This window comes from Rhodococcus sp. NPDC003383 (assembly GCF_053589115.1).
Window position 1 is genome coordinate 161,668 of sequence record NZ_JBSFRG010000003.1, and the last position, 22,770, is coordinate 184,437.

Below are 22,770 nucleotides of genomic sequence, written 5' to 3' on the forward strand. Positions count from 1 at the left end.
GAATTTCGTCAGGAGCGACCGATGACAGCAGGACTGGGCGTCACGATCGGATGGGCGAACGCGGTGGCTGCCGCCATCGTGCCCGAACGACCGGACGATCCGACGGTCCTGCGCCGCCCCACCGTCGTGCGCCTGCACGACGACGGCACCGCCGAACTGGGCCACGAGACGGGCACGCGGGTCTTCACCGACTTCGTGCACAGAGTCGGAGACCCCGTCGGCATCCTGTCCGAGGACGGCACCTCGGTCACCGGCGAGGACCTCACCGCGACCGCGGTGTCCTGCCTGCTCCACGCGTCTCCGCCGCACGGGGCTGCGACGGTGACCTACCCGGCCACGTGGCCCGAGCACACCGTCGACGCGCTGCGCGGGGCACTCGACCGCGCGGGTCTGCACTGGGCGACGCTGATGCCCGAACCGGTGGCTGCGGTGCACTGGCTCCGGTCGGCGCACGGTCCGCTCGGCGACGAGGTCGTCGTGGTCTACGACCTGGGTGCGCACACCCTCGACGTCGCGGTGCTCCGCACCGGCGCCGAACCCGAGGTGCTGGGCCGCCCGCTGTCGACCGACGAGGTGAGCGGCGACGTGCTCGATCACCTCGTGACCACCCATGTGCTCGATGCCGTCGGCGACGTCGACCTCGACCCGTTCGAGCCGGCCACCGTGGAGGCGCTCACCGAGCTGCGGGCCCGGTGCCGCGCGGCGAAGGAGGAGTTGTCGGCGGATACCGACGCCGTCGTCGCGGTCGATCTGCCGGGTGTCCGACGCGATGTGCGGCTGGTACGTGACGAGGTCGAGGAACTCGCGCGGGGTCCGGTGCGAGATTCGCTGCCGCTGATCTCCGAGGCGCTGCGCGGCGCCGACATCGACCCGTCCGATGTGAGCCGCGTTCTGCTCGTCGGTGGCGGATCCTCCATACCCCTTGTCGCCGAATCGATTTCGTTCGAACTCGGCCTGCCGGTCACGGTCGCACCCCAGCCCGCCGACACCGCGGCGACCGGTGCGGCGCTCGACGCGGCGCACAGGCTCGCGGACCCGGCTGCCGCCACACCGGAGCCGATCCGCCCGGCCGACGACGCGTCCACGACAGAACTGTCCGTGGTGGTCCCGCCCGCCGCGTTCACCCGCCCGGCGGTCACGCCACGGGAGCCCGTCCAACCGCTGCGATCCAAGGCACGCAGGTTCGCGCTGATCGGCGCGGCCGCCGCCGCGATCGTGGTCATCACCGGCGGCGGACTCGCGGTCGGCACGCTGACGGCAAGCACCGGCGAGGCCGGCGCCGAGTCCGCGCCGACCGAGGTCGCGACCGGCGCGCCCACCACGCCGGACCAGCCGACCACCACGCCGGTTAGTGCACCCGCGGAAAGAACCCACCCCGCCGCGACCGCCGCGACCCCGGCAACGCCCGGCTCGACCGTGCAGGTCCAGCCCGCAACCGCGGCCCCCGGCGGTCCGCAGGCTCCGGGCTCGCCCGCGCCCGCGGCCCCCGGCGAACCGGCACCCGAGCAACCCGCCACGCAGCAACCCGCCACACAGCAACCCGCGCAACAGCCGCCCGCCCCGGCACCCACGACGACACAGCCCCCGGCGCAACCCCCGGCCGCACCCTCGCAGCCGAGCGGTGCCGGTGTCGGCCAGGCCGCCGAAGGCATCGGCAACGGCGTCGGCGGGGCCGTCGAGGGCGTCGGCAACGGTCTCGGCGGAGTGGTCGAGGGCGTCGGCAACGGTCTCGGCGGGGTCGTCGAAGGCACCGGGAACGCGGTCGGCGGCCTGCTCGGCGGCGGAAACTGACAGCGCGGATGAGTTCGCCGACACTCCCCCGCGCTGTGGTGCACGCGCTGACCGCCGATCCGCCGCGACTACTGGTCGTCGGCGGCGCCCACACCGGGAAAACGAAGCTGCTCAACGAGATCCGGCAAACGCTTCCGCACATCGTGGTCGTCGACGACGCGCATCGCCTGCCCGCAGACGAGATCCGGAACCTGGCCGATCGGATGATCCACGGGGATCACGGCATCGTCGTCGCCACGGAGCCGCGGCCCCACCGCGCGGAGATGCTGCAGCTGATGAGCACGGGTGCCGCGCACGCGTGCACCGTTGCGCTGCGGCCGCTCACCATTGAGGAAGCATTGCACCGGGCAACGGCCTTCGGGATCTCCGATCCGACGCTCGTACGCGCGGTCCTGTCCTTCACCGGCGGCGCGCGCGACCTCGCGGACGCGGCGTTCGCCGCAGTGCGGGAGGGCGCGGATCCGCGATCCGCTGCCGTGGACCGGGTGCGCACCCGGCTCGCCGGCAATCCCGGTCTCGCCGGAGCGCTGGCGCTGGTCGAGTTGGGCGGAGCCCCCGATCCTGCCGAACTCACCGCCGCGCTCGGCATAGATGCCGATCTCGCCCACGACCTGGCCGACGCCGCACACGCGAGCGGCCTCCTCACGACCGGTGGCGACGAACTGGTCCCGGCCGCCTCAGGTGTTCCCGCCGCGTCGCTGGGCCCGCACGGATTCCGGACCGTCGCCCAGGGACTGCTGTCGTGCCGCGTCGACCGCGACCTGCTGACCGTCCCGGTCGCGTCGCGTCTCGCAGCAGCCGGGCTCACCGACCCTCGGCTCGCCGATTACCTTGCAGCCCAAGCCGATTCGTCGGATCCGGCGGAGGCATCCACCCTGTACGCCGCGGCGGTGCGCGCCGGTGCCGACGCGGCGGACCTGGCACTGCGGCGCGCCGAAGTCGCCGCTGCGACCGGCGACCGGTCGACCGCCGCCGCCCTGACCGACGAGATTCTGGAACGCGCCGGCTCACTCGCCCCGGTAGATCTGGCCACTGCCGTCCGGATCGCCGCGACCGTCGCGGCCGGTGACGGCATGCTCGGCCGCAGCGCGGACCTGTACGAGTGGCTCGGCCCGGACCGGGCCGGGGCCGATGCGCCGATCGGGGCGGCGGTGCTGCTCGCCGCCGGCCGTCCCGAGGCCGCGATGCGCATGCTCGAGACCTCTGCCGCCGTCGCGCCCACGTCCTCGGCGGCCGCCGCGCGACTGCTCGCCGAGGGCCTGCGCGAATCGATCGGCGGTGACGGACGGGTCGCGATGAACGCACTCACCCGCGCGCTGTCGATGCGCGGGACGGCCCGCATCGCCGTGCAACCGGACACCGTGGAGGCGATCACGGCGCTGCTGTGCCTGCACTCCGGCGAGCTGACGCACGCGACGAACGTGCTGGCCCGGCACACCACGCTCACGGTCCGCCACGAACTGCTGGCGGCGTGGGCTGCGCTGCTCGGCGGCGACCTGTCCGCAGCGGCCACCGCGGCCGACGACCTGTCCGGCCGCGCGGTGCTCCAGCGCGACCGGCTGTTCCTGCACGGCCTGCGGGTCGGTGCCGCCCGGCGCAGCGGCGACTCCGGGCGCCTGCACGCCGAATGGAAGGCCGCGCAGGGCGTCGTCGCGGAGTACTCCGTCGACCTGCTGAGCCTGCTTCCCCTCGGCGAACTGTGGCTGGCCGCCGTCCGGGTCGGTGACGCACCGCGCATCTCACACCTGGTCGCGCAGGCCCGGGATCTGCTCACCGCGCTCGGCGAGCCCCCGCTGTGGGGTGCGGCGCTGCACTGGTACGGGGTGCAGGCGGCGATCGCGGCGGAGCGGCCGGACGAACTGCTGCCGCACGCCCGCGCCCTGGCGGTCGCCGCCGAGTCCACCGCGTACGCCGCCGCGCTGGCGCGGGCCGGGCAGGCATGGCTGCGGCTTCTGCAGAACGACGTCGACCCCGCCCGGGTGCGGACCGCCGCCGAATCGCTCGCGGCGATCGGACTGCCCTGGGACGGCGCACGGCTGGCCGGCGAGGCCGCGCTGCGGGCCGGCGACACCGCCGCGGCGACCGGATTGCTGCAGGTGGCGCGCGCGTTACGGCATCCGGCGACGACGACCGCCGATCCCGCCGCGACGTCCGCCGACACGGTGTCGCCGACGACCGGACCGTTGTCCGACCGCGAAGCACAGGTCGCCGACCTCGTGGTTTCCGGCCTGACCTATCGCGAGGTCGGTGCACGGCTGTACATTTCCGACAAGACCGTCGAACATCATGTGGCCAGGATCCGGCGCCGACTCGGTGCCGGTTCCCGCTCGGAGCTGATCTCCATGCTCCGGGCGATGGGGCACGGGGGCGACGGTCGCATTAGTACGAGTAGTAGCAGTGAGAAGAAGGGGGGAACTTCGGCATGTCCGTAGGCGTCGGCCTGCGCGTGGGCACCACCGTTTCATCGGTTGCCGTGACCTCCGCCGTCCCCGGTCAGCCGGGTCCCGCACCGATCGAACGTCGCAGTGCAGTGCACCTGCACCAGGACGGTACCGCGACCCTCGGCGAGATCGACCCGGTTCTCGATCAAGGGGCCAGTTCCTTCACCCACTTCCTGGAACACGTCGGCAACCAGGCCGGCATCCGCGCCGCGGACGGATCACTGTCCCGCGCCGAGGACCTGGTGGCGACCGCGATGGAATGCCTGCTGGCCGACGCCGCGCCGCTGATCGGCGACCGCGAGTACACCGTCGTCGCGACCCATCCGACGGACTGGGCGCCCTCGACCGTCGCGGTGCTGCGCAACGCTCTCGACTACGTCGGCCTGCGGCACGTGTCGCTCGTGTCCGACGCCGAGGCCGCCGCGGCCTGGTTCGAATCCCAGGTGTCGCGTCAGACCGGCCGTCTCGTCGCGGTCTATCACATCGACGACCTCGGTTCGACGGTCACGCTGGTCCGTGCCGGTATCGCCGCGGGCAAGCCCGTCCGGTTCGGGATCGCCGACGCACCGCCCGTCACGAAGCAGCTGTCGACGGCACTGGCCGGCTTCGGATGGCAGATGGCGAACCTCGATGCCGTCGTCGTCACCACCGACGAGAACGTTGACACCGCAGCAGCACAGCTCGTCGCGCAGTCCGTCAAGGCCGGGCTGGGAACGAGGTGCGCGCTCGCGCCGGATCCGCACCAGACGATGGTGCGCGGCGCTGCGCTCGCGGCCGCGGCCGGTTCCGTCGAATACCTCGGCTCGACGCAGATCATCCCGACGACCCGCACGAGTCTGCCGCGCAAGCAGACTCCGCAGGGCAACGGGTCCGCTCCGCGGCTCGTCGATCCCGACGCCACCACGGTGATCCCGAAGGTCGCGCCCCGCGAGCCGCACAGCGCGATGCCGACCGCGCAGCCTCCGAAGACCGATCGGGCCACCGCGTCGACGGCCCGTGCGGGCGACGTGGCGACGATCGCGCCGGACGAGGACTCGACCACGCGGCGTCCCTCGCCGATCCTGCTGGCCATCTGCGCCGCGGCGGTCGTGCTGCTGGCCGTGGTGGGTGTGCTCGTGCTGACGCAGCGTGACTCGGCCGCCGAGACCAATACGTCGGTGGCCGACCAGCGTGTCACCGCCACCATTCCGGAACTGCAGTCGCCGCGTCCCACGCCGGCGAAGACCAGCACCACGACGACCACCACGAGTGCGCCGCCGACGACGACCTCCGAAGCGGAGAGCACGACCACCGAGCCGGCCGCACCCGTGGTGGCCCCGGTCGACGACTCGACGGCCACGGCGGAACCGGCGGAGACCACGACCTCGCGTCAGTCGGAAGCGGTCACCACCACCACGGTGCCGGAGACCACGACCACCAGACCGGCCCCGGGTTGGCAGACCACCGAGGAGAAGCCCACGCGGAGCCGGGACCGGGACACCCCGACCCCGACCACCACGAGGCAGACCCCGACACCGACCACTACACAGAGCGAGCCAGGGGGATCGCCGGGTTCGGGTCCGGGTTCTCCCTCAACTCCCCCCGGGAACGATTCCTAGCCGAACCGCTCCCGTAGGCTGTTTCCGATCGTCGTAACCGCACATCGATCACAACGAAGGGCTTTCATGCGTCTCTCGCCGGCGTCGCGCGCCGCTGCACGTACCACTGCTCGCCGGCTGGCTGTCGCTGCCGCGTCGGCGCTGCTGCTGGTCGGTCCGTTCACTGCGACCGCTCAGGCGGACCCCGCGGACGAGCTTCCGGCCGAGTTGATCGAGGCGGTCCAGCGCGATCTGCAGATGTCTCCCGAGGAGTACCTCGAGCGGTCGGCCCGGGCGCAGGAACTCGGCGAGTACGCCCGTGGTTTCCGGTCCGAGCGTCCCGCGGACTTCGCGGGCGCGTGGATCAACCGCGACGGCGAGCCGGTCGTGGCGGTCACGAACTCCGATGCGGCCCGCAAGGCCGAGAGCGACGGCTACACCGCGACGGTCGCGCCGGTGTCCGCCGACGGTCTCGAGTCGGCGCTCGCCGAACTGAACCGCTGGGTCGCGGCCCTGCCGCGCGACGTGGCCGGTGTCGTGCAGTCCACCTCGATCGACGTGCTCAACAACCAGCTCGTCGTCGACGTCGTGAACACCCCCATCGGCCGTGCACTGAATCTCCCGTCGCTCATCGCGAACGTGCAGGTGCAGCTGACGCCGGGCCTGCCGCCGAACGATCCGGCGCCGCTCGGTGGCGACACATACATCACCGCGGACGGCGACGTGCGTTCCACGCCGCTCGATCGCATCGGCATCTGCTCGTTCGGGTTCAACGCGGTCGACTCCAACGGTGACGCGGTGAACGTCACCGCCGGCCACTGCGACGCGGTCGCCCGCCCGCAGGGTGGTTCCACGGTGTACCTGCCGAACCGCGAGAACATCGACGAGAGCACCCGCATCGGGGCGTTCACCCGTTCGTCGGTCGGCACCGACAGCCCCCTCGACTACGGGATCATCGGCTTCAACGAGGCCGGTGTCGACGCCGGGCTGAACCGGCCGGTGGTGCGCGGCGGCAACGGTTCGACGCTGACGGTCACCGGCACGGCGGTTCCGGTCGTCGGCGCCCCGGTGTGCAAGTCCGGGCAGTCGTCGTACTTCACGTGCGGAATTGTCTCCGCCGACCGCATCGAGACCCAGCTGGTCTACCCCGACGGCGACAGCACCACGATCCGCGGCTTCGCGACCACGGTGTGCACCCTCTCCGGTGACAGCGGCGGCGCGATCGTCACCGGCACCCTCGCGCTCGGCGTCATCAGCGGTTCGAACAGCGCCGGCGCCCCCGACTGTGTGGAGGCGAACCTGGTGCTCGCCCCGAACGGCGGCACGTCCAGCCTGGGCATTCCGATTCGCGACATCGAGAACGCGACGGGCACGCGGGTTCGAACCGCGGGCGAACCTGCCTGACCCGCTGCCCTCCACCCCGCTTCACCCCATATGATCTGACGCATCGACCGCCGCCCCGCGTTCGGGACGGCGGCTTTGCATAGAGCCAGACCAGACCGTGTAGACAGCAAGATCCCTGTAGTCGCCGAACCTGCACACGAGCAGGACCTATGAGGAAGGCATTCATGCGACGCTCCTTCGCACGTCGGGCAGCGGTGATCGGTTCGGCAGCACTGTTGCTGCTCGGCCCCACCATCGCCTCGGCGCAGGCCGAACCGGCCGACAAGCCCGCCGACCTGCCCATCGAGCTGGTCGACGCGCTTGCGCGCGACCTCGGCATCAGCCCCGAGCGGTTCATCGCCGATGCCGACCGCAGTCAGGAGCTCGCGCAGTTCGCGGCGACCGCCCGTGAGAAGTTCGCGGACGTGTTCGCCGGTGTCTGGCTCGACGAGCAGGGCACCCCGACGGTCGGTCTGGCCGACGGCGACGAGCACGACGCCGCGCGCGACGCCGCCGAGGACGAGGGATTCACCGTTCAGCCGGTCGAGCGCAGCGAAAACGAGCTGGAAAGCCTGTCGAAGCAACTGAACGACTGGCTCGACACCCAGCCGCCCGCGGTCGCCGATCTGGTGCGCGGCATCGCCATCGACCTCGTGCACAACGACGTCGTGGTGCGCGCCTCCGATGTCGCCGGCCTGCAGCTCCCCGACGCCCTTCAGGGCGCGCGTGTGCTGCTCGCCCCGGCCACCCTGGAACCGGAACTGCTGAAGCTCGAGCCGATCGCCGGGCTGGCCTCGGCCGATGCGCTGTTCGGCGGCGACGCCTACGCCGCGTTCGGCGCCGGCACCGGCCTGCGCTGCTCGCTCGGATTCAACGGTGTCGACGGCTCCGGCAGCCCGGTGAACATCACCGCAGGTCACTGCGACCCGAACCGCGCCCAGGCGGGCGGGCAGTACGCGTCCGAGGTCTTCCAGGCCATCGGTGACGGACTCGGCCAGAAGATCGGCACGTTCGAGAAGACCAGCCTCGACCACCGCGACTACGCACTGATCCGCCCGACCGCCGAGGCTCGCGGCCGGTTCGAGAACAACGGCGTGCGCGTTCCGCTCGCGGCACCGCTCGCCGTCACCGGCACCGCCGAGCCCGTCGTCGGCGCACCGGTGTGCAAGTCCGGTGTCCGCACCGGATACAGCTGCGGTGTCGTGACGGCCGCCAACCAGACCGTCGAGATCGGCCACCGGGTGCTCGACGGCGGCTTCTCCACCAACCTGTGCGCCCTGCAGGGCGACAGCGGCGGCACCCTGGTGACCGGCACCCTCGCCCTGGGCATCTCCAGCGCGTCGAACGTCGGGCAGTACCAGATGTGCGAGATCGCCGGCGTCGTCAGCGGCATCCTGGGCGAGAGCCCCGAGCTGTACGCGACCCCGATCTCCGCGATTCTCGCCGAGAACCCGGGCCTGAAGGTCCGCACCTGGTAACAGGTCCACACATCGAAAAGGCCGCCTCCCGGACGGGAGGCGGCCTTTTCGGTTCTCGGGTACCGAGCGGGAGCGCTCAGGAGCAAACCGGCGAGGTCAGCTGCGCGAGGGAGACGAAACCGCAGGCATTGTCCTTCGACAGCTTCCACACGCCGTCCTCGGCGACGAAGACGACGGTGCCCGGGTTCGGGTTGCCGCCGATGATCATGTCGATACCGGCGGTTGCGGTGCCGTCGCCGCCGTCGACCACATCGACGACGGTGATGACCGCGTCGTTCGCCTTCGCTGCGGCCGCCACCTGGTTGATGAGCTCCGGGTCCTGCTCGGCGCCCTGAACGAGCGGAATCTTCTGCTCGAGGGGCACCGTCTCGTCGAAGGCCATCGCCAGGGACGCGTTGAGCTCGGCGGCCGTCGGGACCGGCGGATACGCGGCAGCCTCGGTGGTGGCAGCGGTGGTGGTGGTGGTCGTCGAGGTGGCCGCCCCCTTGTCGTTGCTCTCGTCCGAGCCGCAGGCCGTCATGGTGAGTACGGCGGCAAGTGCCGCGGTCGCGACAGTCGTCTTCCCAAACTTCAAGTTCTTGTTCCTTTGCTTCCTTCGGTTCGAATCCGACAGCCCTGTGTGGGCGATTCCCCCTTGCGAACCGGGGATCAGGATACCGGGGTCCGCCGATCCCGACCGGGCGGGCGATACACGCCGAGCGAGACGTCGGACACCTTCGCGCCGCCGGAAATCGTTACGATCCGTACTTCCTGTCACCAACGAAACTGAGGTACCACCAGTGCTGGGCGTAATCATCGATATCGTCATCTACGCGGCCAAGATCGTCTCGTACGCCGGCTCACTCGGCTGACGGAATCCATGCGAAACGGGTTCGGCCCGGCACCGAGAGGTGCCGGGCCGAACCCGTTATTGCTGGTCTCACGCGTAAGGCGTGGTTCCCGGCGGTGCCAGCAGGGTCTGGATCAGACCGATACCTGCAATGGCCAGAGTCGGACCGCCGACCACGATCGTGCCGATGACGCCACCGATACCCGCGCCCGCGACAGTACCCACAGCGGGCATCACGAACGTACCGACGACAGCGCCGACGATGGTGCCGAGCAAGCCGCCGACGGCAGTCGCGATACCCAGCTGGGAGGAGAAGTTGTTCTGGGCCTTCATGTTCTCGTCGGGCGACGCGACGTCCTGCAGCTTGAGGCTGACCGGCGTCAGGCCGGGAGCGACCTTGTCCTCGGGCGCAACCGGGGTGGCCTTGGACGGATCGGTGACCGGGGTCAGCGTGAGGGTCTTGCCGTCCTCGCTGATCTCCCGCTCCAGCGGGAGCTGGAGGTCGCCGAGCTGGATCGCGAGCGGCAGGCTGACGACGGCGTTGCCGTCGGCATCCTGAAGCTCGACGCTCTCCCCGTCGCCGGAGACCTTGAACGCACCCGCGTCGATGACGGTCACGACCGAGGTGCCGTCGATCTTCGACTCGTAGTTGATTTCGTCCTGCGCAGCTTCGGCGGGCGCCGCGTACGAGGTACCCGCCGTGATCCCCATCGCCGCGATGGTAATGGTGGCCACCGCTGCAAGCTTCCTGAGCTTCATTTGTTCCCGTTCTGTGACATGTGGCGCACGCCCCCGACGGACGCCCCCCTGGATGGATCAGCTTTGCACCGCAAAGTTCCACTCCCCATAGCGCGAAACCCCAGCGTGCAGGCTGTTGCTGATCATATCCGAAATCACACCCGACTTCGTTACCGGGTAGTGCCACAAATGTGCGCGAAAAGCCATGTGACGGTCGCCGATTCGAGACCGGAGAGGGACTTAGGTCATCCTGAGCAGTTGGGGTGAACGGTGCGACCTCTACCTTGTGGCAGAGAACCTCGGCAGTTCCGTCACAAGTTACCGGCGAGTAACTAGAATCAGCGAAGTTACCGGCGGGTAACTTGTGACGCGCTACGATGCTGGGGCTGATACCAGGCGGCCCGGAGCCGCCCCCGACACGAAAGGCCACGTATGAATGCCCTGACGATCACGTTGGGCACGATCGGCGTGCTGCTGAGCCTCGTGTGTTGGTACTCGTTCATCGGCGGCGCACTGAAGATGGTCAACACCGTCCGGATCGGCCAACCGGCCCCGGATCGGTGGCGTCCGTTCTTCCCGCGCTTCAAGCAGATGATCGTCGAGTTCCTCGCGCACACGCGAATGAACAAGTTCCGCACGGTCGGCTGGGCCCACTGGCTGGTGATGGTGGGCTTCCTGCTCGGCGCCATCGTCTGGTTCGAGGCATACGGACAGACCTTCAACCCCGAGTTCCACTGGCCGCTCATCGGTGGCACCGCCGTCTACCACTTCATCGACGAGATCCTCGGTCTCGGCACGGTGATCGGCATCGTCACGCTGATCATCATCCGTCAGCTGAACCACCCGCGTCAGCCTGGCCGGTTGTCGCGTTTCGGCGGCTCCGACTTCAAGGCCGCCTACTTCGTCGAGACCGTCGTCCTCATCGAGGGCCTCGGCATGATCTTCGTGAAGGCCGGCAAGATCGCCACCTACGGCCACGCGAATCCGTGGACCGACTTCTTCACGATGAACCTCGCGAAGCTGCTTCCGGCGAGCGCCGTGATGGTGTCGATCTTCGCGTTCGTCAAGCTGATGTCCGGCATGATCTGGCTGTACGTCGTGGGCCGCAACATCAACTGGGGTGTGGCCTGGCACCGGTTCGCCGCGTTCTTCAACATCTACTTCAAGCGTGAGGACGACGGCGGCGTCGCGCTCGGCGCCCTCAAGCCGATGATGTCCGGCGGCAAGCCCGTGGACATGGAAGACGCCGACCCGGACAAGGACACCTTCGGCGCCGGCCGCATCGAGGACTTCTCCTGGAAGGGCTGGCTGGACTTCTCGACCTGCACCGAGTGCGGTCGCTGCCAGTCCCAGTGCCCCGCCTGGAACACCGGTAAGCCGCTGTCTCCGAAGCTGCTGGTGATGTCGCTGCGCGACCACGGCTACGCCAAGGCCCCCTACCTGCTGGCCGGTGGCCGCAAGGACCTCGGCGGCGACGAGGTCGGCCTGGTCGACGGCGAAGGCAACGTGCTGGAGGAGAAGATCGCCGCAATCCCAGCGGCCGCCCGCGCCGAAGCCGACCGCAAGCTCGTCGGTGAAACCGCCGAACTCGTCGAAGCGGGCGAGCTCGCGCCGGTCATCGACACCGAAACGCTGTGGTCGTGCACGAACTGCGGTGCGTGCGTCGAGCAGTGCCCGGTCGATATCGAACACGTCGACCACATCATCGACATGCGCCGCTACCAGGTGCTGATCGAATCGGACTTCCCGTCCGAGCTCGCGGGTCTGTTCAAGAACCTCGAGAACAAGGGCAACCCGTGGGGCCAGAACTCCAAGGACCGCCTGAACTGGATCTCCGAGATGGACTTCGACATCCCGGTCTTCGGTCAGGACGCGGACAGCTTCGACGGCTACGAGTACCTGTTCTGGGTCGGTTGCGCCGGTGCCTACGAGGACCGCGCGAAGAAGACCACCAAGGCCGTCGCCGAACTCCTCGCCACCGCCGGCACCAAGTTCATGGTGCTCGGCGCCGAGGAGACCTGCACCGGTGACTCGGCTCGCCGCGCCGGCAACGAGTTCTTGTTCCAGCAGCTGGCGCAGCAGAACATCGCGGTCATCGACTCGGTGTTCGAGGGCACCGAGAAGTCCAAGCGCAAGATCGTCGTGACCTGTGCGCACTGCTTCAACGCGCTGAACAACGAGTACCCGGAGGTCGGCGGCCACTACGAGGTCGTTCACCACACCCAGCTGCTCAACCGCCTGGTGCGGCAGAAGAAGCTGGTGCCGGTTGCGCGTCTGGGCGAGGACGTCACCTACCACGACCCGTGCTTCCTCGGTCGCCACAACAAGGTGTACAACGCGCCGCGTGAGCTGATGGAAGCCTCCGGTGCCACGCTGCGCGAGATGCCGCGTCACGGCGAACGCTCCATGTGCTGTGGTGCCGGTGGTGCCCGCATGTGGATGGAAGAGCGCATCGGTAAGCGCATCAACATCGACCGCGTCGACGAGGCACTGACGACCGCGCCGTCGAAGATCGCGACGGGCTGCCCGTTCTGCCGAGTGATGCTCACCGACGGTGTCACCGCTCGCCAGGAACAGGGCCAGGGTGAAGGTGTCGAGGTTGTCGACGTCGCGCAGCTGATGCTGTCGTCGATCTCGCGGCTCGAGCCCAGCCAGCTCAGCGCGAACCTCGAGGTCGTGCAGGCCGAGAAGCGGGAGACCCCGGTCACCGCCGAGGTCGAGGCCGAGGAACTCGAGGCCGAACGTGTCGCCGAGGTCGAGGCAGCCGCCGTTGCGGCTGCTCCGGCAGCCACGGCAGCCCCGAAGGGTGGCGGCCTGCAGATGAAGGGCGGTCTGAAGGCTCCGGGTGGCAAGCCCGGTGGTCTGCAGATGAAGGGCGGCCTCAAGGCTCCCGGCGCGAAGGCCGAGGCCCCTGCTGCTCCGGCAGCCGAGGCACCTGCGGCTCCGGCAGCGCCTGCTGCCAAGCCGGGTGGGCTGGCGATGAAGGGTGGCCTGAAGGCTCCCGGCGCCAAGAAGGCCGCGGCTCCGGCCGCTGCCGCACCGGCGGCGGAAGTACCGGCCGCCGAGGCTCCGGCGACCCCGGCCGCACCGAAGGCCAAGCCCGGCGGACTGGCCATGAAGGGCGGCCTGAAGGCTCCCGGCGCCAAGAAGGCCGCAGCCCCGGCTGCACCGGCCGCACCGGCACCGGCTGCCGAAGCCCCCGCAGCCGAGGCTCCGGCCGCAGCCGCACCCGCCGCGACGGAACCGCCGAAGGCGAAGCCGGGCGGACTTCAGATGAAGAGCGGGTTCAAGGCTCCGGGCGCCAAGAAGGCAGCGGCACCTGCCGCTCCGGCTGCTTCGGCTGCTCCGGCACCGGCTGCCGAAGCTCCCGCCGCCGAGGCTCCCGCTGCTGAGGCCCCGGCCGCCGCGGCACCCACGGTGACAGAACCGCCGAAGGCGAAGCCGGGCGGACTTCAGATGAAGAGTGGCTTCAAGGCTCCGGGCGCCAAGAAGGCAGCGGCACCTGCCGCTGCGGCTGCTCCGGCACCTGCGGCGGAAGCGCCCCAGGCCGCCGAGCCCGAGGTCGCCGAGGCTCCCGCCGCCGAGGAGACCCCGGCTCCCGCCAAGCCGGCCGCGGACGTCCCGCCGCCGCCGAAGGCGAAGCCGGGCGGCCTGCAGATCAAGGGTGGCATCAAGCCGCCTGGCCGCAGGTAATCTCTCGACATCGAATGGCCCCCTCCGATTCAGGAGGGGGCCATTCGACATTCAGGGATCCTCAGCGTCCGGCAGCCGGAGAACCTTTCGAGCGTCGGCAGAGTGCGCCGATCGCACCGCCGATCACAGGCCGGAACTTGTGCAGACCCTCTCGGACAGCGCATCCAGCGCTCGGCGTACGACCGGTCCCACCGTCGCGAGCGCCTCGGGCGAGGTCATCTCCCAATGGGTCACGGGCAATACGTGATCGTGGACTTCGCCCGTGGTGGTGTCGGTCCAGCCTGTAACTCCCTGCCGACCGTCGGCCCCCGCGGTGAAATACAGAATGTCGCCGTCGAACACTCCGGGGCGGTGATGTTTCTGCAGCCTCAGGTTGTGTTCGGCCGAGGCAAGCAGTCGGCGCACCAACTGTTCGGCGCGTTCGACAGGACTCCCCGTCAGTTCGGCGACCGTCGTGACCAGACCCGGGATGTCCTGCGGTGCGCCGTCGGCAAAACCGAAGCCGGCGAGCACATCACTCAGGGACACCTCGGCACGTTCGGACGAACCACCACCGGCGAAACTGTCGAGCATCGCGAGCAGTTCGACCGACTCGCCCGCGGCCTGGAGTCGAACCGCCATTGCATGGGCGATCACGCCACCGAGCGACCAGCCGAGCAGACGATACGGGCCGTGCGGTTGCACCCTCCGGAGTTCGTCGACGTAACGCTCGGCCAGATCGTCGAGCGAAGCGGGCGCGAAGTCCGGTTCGGCGATGCCCGGTGACTGGAGACCGTGGATCTCCGTGTCCAGATGCTGAGCCAGACCCGAGTAGCACCAAGACAATCCGACGATGGGGTGCACACAGAACAACGGGGTCCCCGGGCCCTGGCTGCGCAGCGTTATCACCGGATCGAGGGCATTCCCGGTCCCGGCTACAGCACCCTGGTCCACCAGGCGAGCGAGCCCTTCGACCGTCGACTCCTGGAAAAGCCACTGCAGCGGTACCGGCGCATCGAACTCGGCGCGAAGCCTCGACACGACCTTGGTGGCGACGAGAGACGTGCCACCGAGCGTGAAGAAGTCGTCGTCCAGACCCACCCGCTCGGCACCGAGGACCTCGGCGAACACCGCCGCCACCACTTGCTCGACCGGGCTGACCGGAGCCCGGAACTCGCGCGCCTCGAACACCGGCTCCGGCAACGCCTTCCGATCCAGCTTCCCCGACGCATTGAGCGGCAGCGCCTCGAGCAGCACCACCTGCGAGGGCACCATGTACGACGGCAAGACCCCGCGAACGGCGTCACGCACGCCCACCGCATCGAGATCCATACCCGCAGCAGGAACGACGTACCCGACGAGATGCTCACCCAGATCACCGCCGCGTACCACCGCCACCGCCTGCGTGACACCGGCGACGCCGAGCAGAGCCGACTCGATCTCGCCCAGCTCGATCCGCTGACCACGGAACTTCACCTGGAAATCGGTGCGCCCCAGGTATTCCAGCTCACCGGACGCGCTCCACCGCACGAGGTCACCCGTGCGGTACATCCGGCCACCCGAACCGAACGGATCGGCCACGAACCGCTCCGCCGTCAGGTCCACCCGGCCGTGATAGCCCCGCGCCAACTGGACACCGGCCAGATACAACTCCCCCGCGACACCCACCGGCACCGGACGAAGCCGGGCATCGAGGACGACCACTCGCGAATTCCACTGCGGAAGACCGATCGGGACCGTCCGCCCCATCGCATCACCCGCGACGACCCGGCGATAGGTGATGCTCACCGCCGCCTCGGTCGGCCCGTACAGATTGTGCAGCGGCGCCGACGACAGGCGCGTCCACGCACGCACCGTCTCCGGTGGCAATGCCTCACCGATGACGAACACATCACGCAGCGTGATCAGATCCTCGGATGCAGCCTGCTCGGCGAACACCGTCAACATCGACGGCACGAAATCGGTGAGCGTCACTCGCTCCCGCGCCACCGTCCGGGCCACATACCCGGGGTCCCGGTGACCGTCCGGCGTGGCGACCACCAGATGCGCACCGACCTGCAACGGCATGAAGAAGCCCCACAACGACACGTCGAAGGTCGTCGCGGTCTTCTGCAGATAGACATCCGATACGGTGGGTGCGTAGCGATCCCGCATCCACGCCATCTGATTCGCGATCGCACGATGCGGAACCGCGACACCCTTGGGCCGACCGGTGGACCCGGACGTGTAGATCACGTACGCCGTGTTCTCCGGCCGCAGCGGCGACACCCGATCGGCATCGGTCACCGGCCGATCGGAGTAGGACGACAGATCCACCTCGTCGACGAACACCACGGGGGCCGCTCCCCCGCCGGCGAAGCCGTCTCGCGAAGTCGACAGAACCGCAACGGGCCGAGCCGAATCCAGCACGTATCCGGTGCGCTCGAGTGGATGGTCCGGATCCACCGGAACGTAGGCGCCGCCCGCTTCGAGCACCGCATAGATCGCGACCACCAGATCCAGACTCCGCCGGATCGCCAGCGCCACACGAGATTCCGGACCCACACCGATCGAGATCAAATGCCGCGCCAAGGCCGACACCCGAGAATCGAACTCGGCATAGGTGAGCCGGTCACCCTCGAAACTCACCGCGACCGCATCCGGCGTGAGCGCCACCTGCTGCCGATAGCGCTGCAACAGCAACTCGTCCTCGACCCGATGATCGGTGTCGTTGACCTCGACGACGAGCCGATCCCGTTCGGCGTCGTCGAGCAAGACCACATCACCGATCGACATCGTGGTATCCGCGACGAATGCCCGCAGCACCCGCAGATACCGTTGCGCGAACCCGGCGATCGTGCTGTCGTCGAACAGATCGGTGGCATAGGCGAAATCCACTGTCATTCCACCGAACTCGGAATCGCTACCAGGACGTTCCGCGACCGTGAGCTGCAGATCGAACTTCGCCACCGAGAAGTTCGGCTCGACCGCGCCGATGGTCAGGCCGGGCAACTCGAACGCGGTCGGGGCGAAGTTCTGGAAGAACAACGCCACCTGGAACAGCGGATGCCGCGCCTGCGACCGAACCGGATTGAGCACCTCGACCAGCCGCTCGAACGGCACATCGGCATGACCGAACGCCGCGACGTCCACCGAACGTGTCTGCCCGAGCAACTCCGCGAAGGACTGCCCCGGATCGACCTGCGTCCGCAGCACCAGTGTGTTGACGAACATCCCGACGATGTCGTCGAGCGCGCGCTCACCACGACCGGCAACCGGTGTCCCCACCGCGATGTCGCCGGTGCCGGACAACCGCGCCAGCAACACCGCGAGCGCTGCATGCATCACCATGAACACCGTGGCATCGTGCTTGCCGGACAGAACGGCCAACGCCTCGTGCAGGTCCGCAGGAACCTCCACCGTCAGGTTCGCCCCGCGATGGGACGCCACCTGCGGGCGGACCCGATCGGCCGGGAGATCGAGCTGCTCCGGAAGCCCGGCGAGCTGCCGCGTCCAGTACCCGAGCTGACGGGAGATCACCGACTCCGGATCATCCTCCGACCCCAGAACCTCCCGCTGCCACAACGCGAAATCCGCATACTGGACCTCGAGCGGCACCCACCCCGGCGCCTCACCCCGGCACCGAGACTCATACGCCACCATCACATCCCGTGCCAAGGGCCCCATCGACACACCGTCACCGGCGATGTGGTGCACCACGAACGCCAACACGAACTCGTCCACCGCATCCGAGATCCGGAACAACCGCGCCCGCACCGGCACCTCGACCGCCACATCGAACCCCGCCGAGATCACCTCCGACACCGCCGGCACCACATCCGCCGACGCGACATCGACCGGCACCAGATCCACCGGCACGTCCTCCACCCGGAGAACCTGCTGCCACCCGACACCGTCGAGCTCCGGATACACCGTCCGCAACGACTCGTGCCGCGCCAACACATCCCCGACCGCCGCGGCCAACGCCGCCACATCCAACGCACCCGTCAACCGCAGCGCCAACGGAATGTTGTTCACCGCCGACCCCGGATCCAAACGGTTCAGGAACCACATCCGCTGCTGCGCATACGACAACGGAACATGCTCCGGACGCTCCCGCGCCACCAACGCCACCCGACCGCCGGAGCCGACATGCTCCGATGCCCGTGCCGCCAATCCCTCCACCGACGACGCCTCGAACAACACCCGCACCGGAACCGATGCATCCAACGCCGCGCCCAGCCGCGCGACCACCTGCGTCGCCGACAACGAATTACCACCCAGAGCAAAGAAGTCGTCGTCCAGACCGACCCGCTCCACGCCCAGCACCTCGGAGAAAACCGACGCCACCGCCTGCTGCACCGACGTCACCGGCGCACGGAACGCCTGCGCCTCGAACACCGGCTCCGGCAACGCCTTCCGATCCAGCTTGCCGGACGCATTGAGCGGCAGCGCGTCCATCACGACGAACTGCGTCGGCACCATATAGCCCGGCAGCACATCGCTCATCTCGGCCCGCAACGTCGAGGACGACACGTCGCCGTTCGGGACGACATAGCCGACGAGCTGACCGGAACGCACCGCAACCGCAGCCGCGGCCACGTCGTCGAGGCTGTGCAGTACCGCCTCGATTTCACCGAGCTCGATGCGCAGTCCCCGCAGCTTCACCTGATGGTCGATTCGCGCGATGAAGTCCAGGCGTCCGTCCGGTCGGCGGTACACCAGGTCGCCCGTCCGATACATGCGTCCGGGCGCCACCGGGTTCGCGACGAACCGTTCCGCGGTGAGACGCTGCGCCCCCAGGTAGCCGCGGGCAAGACCCTCGCCCGCGAGGTACAGCTCACCGATCCCGCCGAGCGGAACGGACCGCAGGCGGTTGTCGAGAACGAGAGCGGTCGTGCCGGGGATCGGGCTGCCGATCGTGACCTGCTCGCCGACTTCCTCCGCCGTAGCCACGATGGTCGACTCCGTCGGTCCGTACGCGTTGATCATCGAACGGTCGGGCACCTCGGGATGGGACGCCCACTGCGCTGCGAGATCGGACGGCAGGGCCTCACCGCCCACCGCGACGACACGCAAGCCGTCGGATCGCGCGGGATCGAGGGACGCGAGAACCGTGGGGGTGGACAGGAAATGCGTCACCCGCTGGTCGATGAGGAACCGCTGCAGGTCCTCGCCTGCGAACGTGTCGTGCGGCGCGACGACGAGGCAGGCGCCGGAAGCGAAAGCAAGCAGCATCTCCAGCTGCGCCGCATCGAATGCCGGGTTGTAACTTTGCAGCACACGGGAATTCGGAGTCACTCGATAGGCATTCACAGCCCAGGTCGCGAGGGGCCCGAGGCCCCGGTGGGTGACGACGACGCCCTTGGGTTTCCCGGTGGAACCCGACGTGTAGATGACATAGGCCGCGTCGTCGACCGAAATCTGCGCATTCACCGGCTCCGCGGAACCGCCGAGCGAGTCCGCCGTGACCCAGTGGACCCACGAGCCCACGCCCGCGGGAGGCGAGTTCTCGCAGATCGCGACACCGACACCCGCTCCGCGAATTTCGTCGTCGACGCGGTGGTGCGGCTGGTTCGGATCCAGCGGCAGGTAGGCGGCGCCGGTCTTCGCGACAGCCCAGATGGCCGTCACGAGGCCGACCGAGCGTGGCATCATCAGCGCGACCACATCCCCGCGGGTGACACCGGCCGCAACGAGATCCTGCGCCAGCCGGTTCGATCGCTCGTCCAGCTCCCGGTAGGTCAAGGTGGCGTGGGTATCGGCCACCGCCGGCCGTTCGGGATGACGCGCCGCCGTCTCGGCGAGGATCCGAGCCAACGTTCTGGGGGCGTCCGGAGCGTCCCCTTCGAGGGGCGCACCGGATTCCAGCGGGATGTCCCGGACCTCGATCGTCGGATTCACAGCGACGGATTCGAGAATGCCCCCGAGCTGCCGCGCGATCGACGCTGCGAGGGATTCACCGAAAAGCTCTCGAACGAAGCGGATTTCGATGTCGATCCCCGCAGCCTCGGCACCCGACGACATTTCACGGAACGCGACGATCAGGTCGAGGTCCGCCGACGGGGACTCGTCACCGATGCCCGATATCAGCCCGACCTGGAGATGCCGTCCACCCAGGAGATCCGCGAGCTCGTCGTAGGGAACGTCCGGAGCTCGAAATGCCTGGGAGTCGAAATCCTTTGCCGCCCGCACCAACTCACCGAACCGATGCGCCGATTCGACCACGGTCCGAAGTGGGATCACGTTGCTGCCGGTTCCGGATTCGATCGGTGCTCCGATGACGACGTCGTCATCCTGCCCGAGTCGCGACAACAGCACCGCGAGCGCTGCGTGCACGAGAACGAACGTCGAGGCGCGCTCCTGCCGAGCGAGTACGAGGAGCGCACGATGAATCTCCGCCGGTACGTGGGCTGTGGTCGTGCCGAATGTCCGGGTCGAGCCGGACGCGGATGTGCGCTCGACCTGCAGCGGCGCAGGGGTTTCGACACCGTCGAGCGCGCGTCGGCGTTCGGCCGAGGCCGCTGATGCCGCGTCCTCGGGCTCGACCGGGCGGAGCCGATGTTCGTGATCCCAGTAGCCGAACCTGCCCTGGCGGTACATCCGGCTGCCGGGAGGACCCGCGGGGTTCGCAACGAATGTCGCTGCCGTCCAGCCGGCCCGTCCTTCGAAGCCCCGGGTCCACGCCGACGTCACCAAATAGATCTCGCCCATCGAATCGAGCGGTACCGGCCTGAGCCGCGTGTCCAGCAGGATCGCCGAGACGGGACTGTCCGACAGACCGGACCATTCCACCGCATCGGACGGATCGAGGCGACCGCCTATCTGGTCGATCAGAGCCGGACCGGGTCCGATGCGCTGCCGAGCGCCGTCGTCGTCGGGGCTGTTCGCGATCGCGAGGGTCCGGGTCAGATTGGCGGCGCCGAGCTGAGTCATTGTCAGGCTCGCCGGCGGTCCGAACGGGGTGGATACGTAGCCGACACAGGCCGCATGGTCGAGGCGGATCGCATGCCGACGCTCCGGGTCCGGCGGCGTGTCGGCATCGCGGGTTTCGTCCACGTCGATCCGGAGCACTCCGGCCGGGACGAGGAGCGGATCGGAGGCGATCGCGGCGACCACGCCGGCGTCCGCGAAGAAGAGGGCACGAACCGGTTCGGGAAGTTCCGGGTCGATCGGGACGAGGGTGGCGCCGCTGCGGATCACACCCCACGTCGCCGCGATCCGCTCGTTCGAGGGCGGCAGGACCACCGCGACCCGATCTTCCGCACCGAACCCGCGCTCGACGAGGTTCGCGGCGATCTGCCGGGAACGTTCCTCCAGGTCGTACCCGTCGGCGGTGCGCAGTCGGTTCGTGCGGTCGTCGGTGTCGTAGTCGTCCAGCACGTCGATCAGGGTTTGTTCGACGCCCGCTGCCGGTGTGGCGATCCGGGAGACGACGGCGTGCTCGGCTGCGGTGAGAATTTGGTAGTCGCCGATCGCGACGGTCGGCCCGGCAGTGACGAATGTCTCCAAATATCGCAGGAAACGTTCGTGGTGGCGTTCCAGTTCGTCCGGTTCGTAACGCGTGGGATTTGCTTCGAAGTCGATTCGTAGTCTGTTCGGATGAATTCCGGGGTAGATCGAAACGGACAAATCTTCGACCGGTCCGGTGCTGAGGACGTTGTATTCGCCGGTCACTTCGCCGAGCACAATTTCCCGGTGGAAGAGCATGATATTGACGAGGGGTCCGAAACCGGCGCTGCCGGCGGTGAGTCCGGACATTTCGCGGTACATGTCTTCGTATCGGTACCGCTGGTGCCGCAACGCCCCGGTGATCTCGGCCTGGATCGTCCGGACGAGGTCCTGCGGGGTGGCAGTGGGTTCGACGCGCATTCGTAGCGGCACCACGTTGGCGAGAGTTCCACCGGACCGCTTCGCGGCGGCCGTGGTGCGAACCGCGACAGGCAGGCCCAGCACGATGTCGCTCTGTCCGGTCATGCGGGCGAGAAACGCCGCGAACGCGGCGAGCACGATGGGCACGGCAGTGGTGCCCCAGTCCGCCGCTGCCGCGTCCACGTACCCCAACAGATCCGGGCTCATCTCGTGCCGTACGAGGCGGGACGGCATGCGCGGGGGTCCGGATCGGTCGGTCAGGCGCGCCGGGCGGGGCAGGTCCGCGACCCGCTCCGCCCAATAGGCCCGATCGTCCTCGAATCGGGCAGCGGTCCGGTACGCGTCCTCCATTGCGTACAGTTTCCGCAGGTCGACGGCCTTCGACGGGGGCGCCTCGGTGCCCTGTATCGCATGCGTGTACAGCTCGGCCACTCGATTCATCAGCGTCATCGCGCCGTGGCCGTCGAGCACGAGGTGATGGGCCACGCTCAGCCAGAAGTAGCGGTCTTCGGCGATGTGGAGCAGCTCGGTGGCGATCAGCCGATCCCGGTACAGATCGATCGGTCGGCTATACCGCTCGACCATGTAGTTCCGAGCCGCCTTTACCGGATCGTTGTCTTCCCGGAAGTCCCGATACCGAAGCGCGTCCTCGATGGTCGGATCCACGACCTGGTAGGGCTCGCCGTCCCGGTCGAGGATCAGCAGCCCGGGCGACAGCAACTCACGGGACGCCCGGTCCGCCGCAGCGACGAGCACATCGAATTTCAGAGGGCCGCGAACGTCCACGTACTGGGCAATTGTGTACGGAACATCGGGAGAAATCTGCTGAGCGACGAAGAGTCCCCGCTGTGAGGGTGCCAGCGGAAACGGCGACAATGATGTTGATTCGCCGTCGCCCGACTTCGGCACGCCCGACCCCTTTTCGACACTCGGTGATCCCCGTACGCCACTGCGTACGTACAAAGACTTATCCTAGCGGGGAAAGAATCGTTACCTTTCGTATACATGAC

Annotated in this window: 9 protein-coding genes; 6 read left to right on the plus strand and 3 right to left on the minus strand. The window is 68.7% G+C overall.

Annotated features, from left to right (window positions below):
• Positions 1–21 precede the first annotated feature (21 nt).
• The 5 genes from ACWDTS_RS04455 to ACWDTS_RS04475 all read left to right on the plus strand — a co-directional run bounded on the left by ACWDTS_RS04455 (position 22) and on the right by ACWDTS_RS04475 (position 8,670).
• A complete protein-coding gene (locus ACWDTS_RS04455) occupies positions 22–1,791 on the plus strand; it encodes an Hsp70 family protein (RefSeq protein WP_450108423.1) in 1,770 nt (589 codons plus the stop codon).
• 8 nt (positions 1,792–1,799) lie between these two features.
• Complete coding sequence (locus tag ACWDTS_RS04460) at positions 1,800–4,223, plus strand: LuxR C-terminal-related transcriptional regulator (protein ID WP_450117656.1); 2,424 nt, start codon at positions 1,800–1,802, stop codon at positions 4,221–4,223.
• Entirely contained in the window at positions 4,214–5,830 is a 1,617-nt protein-coding gene (locus tag ACWDTS_RS04465; RefSeq protein WP_450117657.1) for a hypothetical protein, read from the plus strand. Before ACWDTS_RS04460 ends, ACWDTS_RS04465 begins: the two co-directional genes overlap by 10 nt.
• 66 nt (positions 5,831–5,896) lie before the next feature.
• Entirely contained in the window at positions 5,897–7,213 is a 1,317-nt protein-coding gene (locus tag ACWDTS_RS04470; RefSeq protein ID WP_450117658.1) for a S1 family peptidase, read from the plus strand.
• Positions 7,214–7,377: 164 nt separating this feature from the next.
• Positions 7,378–8,670, plus strand: coding sequence for a S1 family peptidase (locus ACWDTS_RS04475; protein ID WP_450117659.1), 1,293 nt, complete (start codon positions 7,378–7,380; stop codon positions 8,668–8,670).
• Positions 8,671–8,746: 76 nt separating this feature from the next.
• On the opposite strand, the gene ACWDTS_RS04480 is transcribed toward ACWDTS_RS04475, so the two are convergent.
• Positions 8,747–9,244, minus strand: a complete 498-nt coding sequence (locus ACWDTS_RS04480) for a hypothetical protein (protein ID WP_450117660.1) — start codon at positions 9,242–9,244, stop codon at positions 8,747–8,749.
• Positions 9,245–9,589: 345 nt separating this feature from the next.
• Positions 9,590–10,258 (minus strand): ammonium transporter, encoded by a 669-nt coding sequence (locus ACWDTS_RS04485; RefSeq protein ID WP_450117661.1) that lies wholly within the window; start codon positions 10,256–10,258, stop codon positions 9,590–9,592.
• Between the two features lie 411 nt (positions 10,259–10,669).
• Here ACWDTS_RS04485 and ACWDTS_RS04490 point away from each other — a divergent pair, with 411 nt between their 5' ends.
• Positions 10,670–13,930, plus strand: a complete 3,261-nt coding sequence (locus ACWDTS_RS04490) for a (Fe-S)-binding protein (protein ID WP_450117662.1) — start codon at positions 10,670–10,672, stop codon at positions 13,928–13,930.
• 123 nt (positions 13,931–14,053) lie between these two features.
• On the opposite strand, the gene ACWDTS_RS04495 is transcribed toward ACWDTS_RS04490, so the two are convergent.
• The gene (locus ACWDTS_RS04495; protein ID WP_450117663.1) at positions 14,054–22,669 is read right to left on the minus strand and encodes an amino acid adenylation domain-containing protein; all 8,616 of its coding nucleotides are present in this window, start codon (positions 22,667–22,669) and stop codon (positions 14,054–14,056) included.
• Positions 22,670–22,770 lie beyond the last annotated feature (101 nt).

Bases quoted from the DNA above. Each gene is read 5' to 3' on its own strand.
- ACWDTS_RS04455 (WP_450108423.1), top strand. From the start codon at position 22: ATGACAGCAGGACTGGGCGTCACGATCGGATGGGCGAACGCGGTGGCT.
- ACWDTS_RS04465 (WP_450117657.1), top strand. From the start codon at position 4,214: ATGTCCGTAGGCGTCGGCCTGCGCGTGGGCACCACCGTTTCATCGGTT.
- ACWDTS_RS04485 (WP_450117661.1), bottom strand. From the start codon at position 10,258: ATGAAGCTCAGGAAGCTTGCAGCGGTGGCCACCATTACCATCGCGGCG.
- ACWDTS_RS04475 (WP_450117659.1), top strand. From the start codon at position 7,378: ATGCGACGCTCCTTCGCACGTCGGGCAGCGGTGATCGGTTCGGCAGCA.
- ACWDTS_RS04470 (WP_450117658.1), top strand. From the start codon at position 5,897: ATGCGTCTCTCGCCGGCGTCGCGCGCCGCTGCACGTACCACTGCTCGC.
- ACWDTS_RS04490 (WP_450117662.1), top strand. From the start codon at position 10,670: ATGAATGCCCTGACGATCACGTTGGGCACGATCGGCGTGCTGCTGAGC.
- ACWDTS_RS04460 (WP_450117656.1), top strand. From the start codon at position 1,800: ATGAGTTCGCCGACACTCCCCCGCGCTGTGGTGCACGCGCTGACCGCC.